General features: G+C 52.3%; 7 protein-coding genes and 1 pseudogene. 5 read left to right on the forward strand and 3 right to left on the reverse strand.

What is annotated here, in order from left to right:
* A pseudogene (locus TPRIMZ1_RS18960) lies at positions 1-323 on the reverse strand (hypothetical protein); the annotation flags it as partial.
* A 134-nt stretch (positions 324-457) separates the two neighbouring features.
* Here TPRIMZ1_RS18960 and TPRIMZ1_RS0112510 point away from each other — a divergent pair.
* Genes TPRIMZ1_RS0112510 through TPRIMZ1_RS0112520 form a run of 3 tightly spaced genes read left to right on the forward strand, consistent with a single transcriptional unit; the run spans position 458 to position 2,255 of the window.
* Entirely contained in the window at positions 458-1,009 is a 552-nt protein-coding gene (locus TPRIMZ1_RS0112510) for a tetratricopeptide repeat protein (protein ID WP_010260188.1), read from the forward strand.
* Between the two features lie 12 nt (positions 1,010-1,021).
* Complete coding sequence (locus tag TPRIMZ1_RS18965) at positions 1,022-1,855, forward strand: TIGR00282 family metallophosphoesterase (protein ID WP_010260191.1); 834 nt, start codon at positions 1,022-1,024, stop codon at positions 1,853-1,855.
* A complete protein-coding gene (locus TPRIMZ1_RS0112520; protein WP_010260197.1) occupies positions 1,848-2,255 on the forward strand; it encodes a SoxR reducing system RseC family protein in 408 nt (135 codons plus the stop codon). The genes TPRIMZ1_RS18965 and TPRIMZ1_RS0112520 overlap by 8 nt, the downstream gene beginning before the upstream one ends.
* A gap of 6 nt (positions 2,256-2,261) precedes the next feature.
* On the opposite strand, the gene TPRIMZ1_RS0112525 is transcribed toward TPRIMZ1_RS0112520, so the two are convergent.
* Positions 2,262-2,834, reverse strand: a complete 573-nt coding sequence (locus TPRIMZ1_RS0112525; RefSeq protein WP_010260200.1) for a DJ-1 family glyoxalase III — start codon at positions 2,832-2,834, stop codon at positions 2,262-2,264.
* A 79-nt stretch (positions 2,835-2,913) separates the two neighbouring features.
* Between TPRIMZ1_RS0112525 and TPRIMZ1_RS0112530 the strand changes: the two genes are divergently transcribed.
* Positions 2,914-4,248 (forward strand): response regulator, encoded by a 1,335-nt coding sequence (locus tag TPRIMZ1_RS0112530; protein ID WP_010260203.1) that lies wholly within the window; start codon positions 2,914-2,916, stop codon positions 4,246-4,248.
* An 8-nt stretch (positions 4,249-4,256) separates the two neighbouring features.
* Positions 4,257-5,123: a histidinol-phosphatase gene (locus tag TPRIMZ1_RS0112535; RefSeq protein ID WP_010260204.1), complete on the forward strand. Its 867-nt coding sequence runs from the start codon at positions 4,257-4,259 to the stop codon at positions 5,121-5,123.
* A gap of 7 nt (positions 5,124-5,130) precedes the next feature.
* Here TPRIMZ1_RS0112535 and TPRIMZ1_RS0112540 read toward each other — a convergent pair whose 3' ends face one another.
* Positions 5,131-5,487 (reverse strand): TraR/DksA family transcriptional regulator, encoded by a 357-nt coding sequence (locus TPRIMZ1_RS0112540; protein ID WP_010260207.1) that lies wholly within the window; start codon positions 5,485-5,487, stop codon positions 5,131-5,133.
* Between the last annotated feature and the right edge of the window lie 99 nt (positions 5,488-5,586).

The raw sequence follows: 5,586 nt of genomic DNA on the forward strand, positions 1-5,586 counted from the left end.
ATTGAAATATAGAGGTTAGAGATGGATATGGTCCGTTTAAGATCCCCCGCATCGGGGAAATCCTTATCCGGAATCACCAGTTCCCGCCAGAGTTTCTTGTGGGTAGCCAGGGTCATCCCCGAAAAAAACCCCCAGTAGAGGCGGCGGATCAACTCGAAACACCGCATAATCACCGGGTAGGTCCGTTTATCCTTTAGAACGGGCGCGGCGAATTCCTTGAGGGCGGAAAAGGTACTGAGCTCCCGGGAGAGGATCCTATCATAAAAGAAGGAGAATAGCTCTTGATCTGATGTTGTATCCCGATATTCAGTTAGCTCTTTCATGCTGTTTTTCTTTTTAATACTATAATATAAAAATTTTTTTTATATAGTGGTTAATAAATACATCTGTGTATATATCTTAGTTTAAGATTGAAAAGAAAGAAGTAATGGGTTATAGTATAGATGGAGGGGGAATAATGGAAACAGCGGCATCCTTAAACGACTCCGGTATTGCTTTAACAGAAGCAAACCGGCCCTACGAAGCTATTCCTCTATTTAGAAAGGCCCTGATCATGGAACCCGAGAATCCCCTTCTCTGGATGAACCTGGGAATTGCCCAACAGCGGACTGGGGACTATGAAGAAGCCCTGAATAGTTTTCAGCGGGCCGTTTATATTGATGACGATTTAACCGAAGCCTGGGTCAGTATGGGGCTGATCTACTACGAAATAGAACAGCTTGATCTCGCCGAAGAATGTTACCATTCCGCCCTGGTCCGTGACGGAAATTCCCCCAAAACCTGGAACAACCTGGGGGTCCTCTATTTTGTGGAGGGCAGCTACGAGGAAGCCCGGCATTGCTTTGAAGAAGCGGTGACCATGCTTCCCATGTACTACGAGGCCCTCTTTAACCTGCGGGATGCCTGCCGGAAGCTGCAGGATTTTCGGGCGGCAGCTGAATTCGAACGTATTCTGAGTAAGGTATCCCCCGATATGGGGTATCCTTTTCGTCCTATCAGCAATAATTAGCGTTTGCCTATAATGAAAATCCTCTATATTGCCGAAATAGTTGGAAAAGCCGGGGTCTATGCCCTAAAAATGGCCCTGGGTGAGCTGAAAAAACAGAAACCCGCGGACTTCGTCATTGCCGGAGCGGATGGCGTTACCGGGGGCAACGGCCTGGGGCGCAACCATGCCGCCTATATCCATAAACTGGGAATAAACGTACTTACCACCGGGGAATGTTGTTTCTATAAAAAGGACCTGGTGGAAAACCTGGGGAAGATCCCCTACGTACTCCGGCCGGAAAATCTGAATCCCCAGGCGCCGGGCATAGGCGCACGGGTCTACAATATCGGTACGGCGAAAATTGCCGTGGCGGTACTCCTGGGCCAGAGCGGCTTTACCCGGCTCCACGGGGATAACCCCTATTCCCGCCTTCCGGCGCTTCTGGAACGGCTCCGACAGGAAACCCCCTACGTCATCGTCGACTTCCACGCCGAGGCTACCGCGGAAAAGCGTACCCTTTTTGCCCTGGCGGACGGCGCCTGTTCCGCCGTTATCGGTTCCCACAACCGGGTCCAGACGGCGGACGAAACGATACTCCCCGGCGGTACGGCGACAATCACCGATGCGGGACGTACCGGCAGCCGGAATTCTGTGGGGGGGGTCGATCCGGATGAGCGTATCCAGGAATACCTTACGGGGATCCCCGACTGGACCAAGGAAGCCTGGGCACAGCCGGAAATCCAAGGGATTTACCTGGACATAGACAAGCACGGAAAAAGCCTTTCCATAGAGCGGATACAATGGCCGGCGCCGGAACCCCCGGTAAAAGAAAAAAGTTCCGCCGAAGAGGAGGAACCGGGTGACTGAGACGGGCAGAATCCGGGAGATACGGGGGAATACCCTTACCCTTGACCGGGAAAACAATATCGCCTGTTTCGGCTGCATGAACCGGGAGTGCAAGGCAAAAACACTCTCCTACCACGCGGAAAACACCACCGGCCTGGTCCTCCAGCCGGGACAGCTGGTAGAAACCGAAGCCGCCGCATCAGCCCTTAAACAGGGCCTGACGGTTCTGCTGCCGCCCCTCCTGGGCTTTATCGCCGGCTATGTGCTTACGGGCATCATCTTCCCCGCCACAGGCGACCCTGCCCGGGCAGCCACCGGGGTCCTGCTGCTCTTTGCTACAGCCTTCGCCGTCTACTGTATCCGCCGCCACTTCCCCCCAAAAACCATATGCCGGGTCATCAGGGAAGCAGCGCCAAATTAGGAATTCCTAGGCGAGCAGTACCGACTTGGCTATTTTTTCGGCCTCGACCGGGCTTACCAGTTTTTCAATAATCGCCACGGCAAATTCGCCGGCGGTTCCGGCGCCTCGGCTCGTGATAAGCGTACCGTCAATTACTACCCTATCCGCTTTCCAGGCGGCCCCGGAGACCTTTTCTTCCATACCGGGGTAGCAGGTAAATTCCCGGCCCTTAAGCAAGCCCAGAGGCGCTAAAACCACCGCCGGGGCTGCACAGATTGCGCAGATAAGCTTACCTTCCTCCGCCATGGCCTTGATAAAGCTGCCCACAGCCACGGAGGCAGCGAGGTTTTCGGCGCCCAGGCCGCCGCCGGGAAGCACCACCGCATCCCAGTCCGCTGCGTTGGCCCTGCCCTGCTTACCCAGCTTCTCCAGGGTAGTATCGGCGTTTACCGTTACCTGGCGGGCACTCTGAACCGAAAGTTCCGATCCGATGGAGACTGTGGTAAGCTCAACTCCGGCCCTCCGGAGGTAATCGATGGGGGTAATTGCCTCTACATCCTCAAAACCATCGGCCAGAAAAACAAGCGCTTTTTTAACCATTTATTTCTCCTATAAAAGTACTCGAAAAAAAGTATAGCGGAAAAAGCGCCGTTCTGATATACTTCCGGAACGGTGTAATATGAAGAAGAATGTTCTTATTATTGATGAATCCCCCTTGCTCAGGGAATACCTTAAATCCAAACTCCTGGAAAATGAATTGGATGTCGATGTGGAAACCGCCGGTAACGGCTTAGAGGGTGTATCAAAGATGCGGCTTGCATACCCCGATCTGATCCTTCTGGATTATCCTATGGGCAATAATGCGTACATGAATGTACTGACTGAAAAGAAAAACAGTCCCAATTCATCCAAAATTCCGGTTATCCTCATGGCCCAAAAAATCGATCAGCAGAAAATTCTTGCGCTGATCCCCTATGGGGTAAAAAAGGTATTTACCAAGCCCTTTAAGGTCGACGCCCTATTCAAAACCATCTCGGAGATCCTGGGGGTTAAATATACAATAGACGAGAGCCCGGGGATTGTGGATGCCCATGTAAATGATGACATAATTTTTATCGAGCTTGCCCATGGGCTCAACAATGATAAACTGGATGTACTCTACTACAAGATCAAGGAACTCTCCGAACTCTACGAAATTAAAATACCCCGAATGATAATCATGCTGAGCAACCTCAACCTTAAGGGCGCGGAGATCCACAAGCTGGAAACCCTGCTGAATCTTCTTCTTAAGGTTTCCAAAGCAAAACGGCGGAATTTGCTGCTCCTCACGAATGATGGGCAGATCAAGAAATTTGTCGCCGGTCAGCAGGAATATGCCGAATTCAAGATAGTTTCCACCCTGCAGGAAGCGATGGATTTTCTGTATGCGGGAGTAAAAGCCCCAGCCCCGGAAAGCGCTACCGCCACGGTGGGAGAAACCGAGGGGGGAGCGGAGGCCGAAGTTCTGGAGGATATCCCGGACACAGAAGAACCGGGGCACCATATATTAAACGCCGGAGATTCCAGGACAGCAGGGGACTTACTGTTCCGGTTTGACATGGAATCTTACGGGTCCATGAGCCCGGAGAATTTAAAAGCGGCGATCCGGAACCTCAGAATAGCGGCGGTGGACGACGATGCCATCATCCTGGAATTGATCAAAAATACCTTCGCAACCGTGGGGGCCAGGATAAAAACCTATCAGAGCGGGACGGAATTCCTGAATGACCCGGAAAAAAACCTGTTTGATCTGGTGTTTTTGGATTTGATAATGCCGGAAATGGATGGGTTTACGGTTCTCAAGCAGCTCCGGGATCAGAATTATCAGACCCCGGTGATTGTATTATCCGCCCAGAGTAAACGGGAAATGGTGGCAAAGGCCTTTCAGATGGGGGTTAAGAGCTATCTGATCAAACCCATTAACCCCGACGAGGTCTTTAAAAAAACCATCGAGATTCTCAAGGCTAACTTCTAGGAAAACCCATGCAAGCAAGCTGTCTCCATACCCATACGGATTTTTGCGATGGAAAGGGTGATGTGGAAAGTTTCTGTCAGGCCGCCTATGAAAAGGGCCTTTCTGCTCTTGGGTTCAGCGCCCACGCGCCTTTGACCAAAAAAACGGGGCTTAAAACAGACTGGCATCTGGCCGACGAAAAGCTGGACGAATATATTGATGCGGTCAAGGCCGCCCGCAGCCGCTGGACAGGAAAACTGCCGGTCTACCTTGGCCTGGAAGTTGACTATATCAAGGGCCTGACGAGTCCGGCGGACAAGGATTTTCAGTCCCTGGGTCTGGACTATATTATCGGTTCCGTGCATTACATCTTTCCCCCCAAGGGCGGTGAACCATTTACCGTGGACGCCCCGGCGGAAGAATTTGAGCGGGATGTACAGCGGCATTTTTCCGGCAACGGTGAAGCCGTGGCCGATGCCTACTGGGATGCGGTGGAAGGGATGATTTCCGCCGGGGGCTTTGACATCCTGGGCCATCTCGACCTAATCCGCAAAAACAACCCCCATAACGAATACTTTGCTACCCAGGGCAGCCGCTATCGCAGCCGCATCCGCCAAATTGCCCCCCTGGCCGCCGGATCCGGAGCGGTAATTGAGGTAAACACCGGCGGCCTTATCCGTGGCAAGACCGCCGACCCCTACCCTTCCCTGGAACTGCTCCGGCTCCTTCGGGAGCGCCAAGCTCCGGTAACCATCACCGCCGATGCCCACGAGCCATCTCACCTGGGCGGCCACTACGATCTGGCCCGGGAGACCCTGTTACAGGCCGGCTACACCGAGACCGTGGAATTTGAAGGGAAGGGACAGAACTGGAAAATAGTAGCGATTAGATACTAAAACCGTCTTACCTGTTCCGGCGTTCCTCGGCGGTTTTACATTCAATACACATAAGGGCGTAGGGTATCGCTTCCAGACGGTCCTGGGGGATGCGCTTGCCGCACTTTACGCAGAGGCCGTATTTACCCTGCTGGATTCTGGTCAGGGCGGAATCTATCACCTTGAGGCGTTTTAGCTCCTGGGAACCCAGGGCTTCGATCATCTTCCGGTCTATATCGTCGGAGGCTATGTCCGCCAGGTCTTTGGGGTCCATCCCCTCCACAATTTCTTTAAATTCCTCATTGCTTGAGACGAGATTCGCTATAATCTCCATCTTGAGATCCGTCAGGGATTTTTCCATGCGTGCAACCAGTTCTTGATCCAAGACTGCCCCCCCTAAAACATTATTTAATTGGGGTAGATTGCCGTTTATCGAAGTTTTTGTCAATAGCCCCAGAAAAGAATATGCCCTTTAACTTCGTTT

Origin of the sequence: Treponema primitia ZAS-1 (assembly GCF_000297095.1) — a bacterium.
Taxonomy (GTDB): Bacteria; Spirochaetota; Spirochaetia; order Treponematales; family Breznakiellaceae; genus Termitinema; species Termitinema primitia_A.

Bases quoted from the DNA above. Each gene is read 5' to 3' on its own strand.
- TPRIMZ1_RS0112510 (WP_010260188.1), top strand. From the start codon at position 458: ATGGAAACAGCGGCATCCTTAAACGACTCCGGTATTGCTTTAACAGAA.
- TPRIMZ1_RS18965 (WP_010260191.1), top strand. From the start codon at position 1,022: ATGAAAATCCTCTATATTGCCGAAATAGTTGGAAAAGCCGGGGTCTAT.
- TPRIMZ1_RS0112525 (WP_010260200.1), bottom strand. From the start codon at position 2,834: ATGGTTAAAAAAGCGCTTGTTTTTCTGGCCGATGGTTTTGAGGATGTA.
- TPRIMZ1_RS0112530 (WP_010260203.1), top strand. From the start codon at position 2,914: ATGAAGAAGAATGTTCTTATTATTGATGAATCCCCCTTGCTCAGGGAA.
- TPRIMZ1_RS0112535 (WP_010260204.1), top strand. From the start codon at position 4,257: ATGCAAGCAAGCTGTCTCCATACCCATACGGATTTTTGCGATGGAAAG.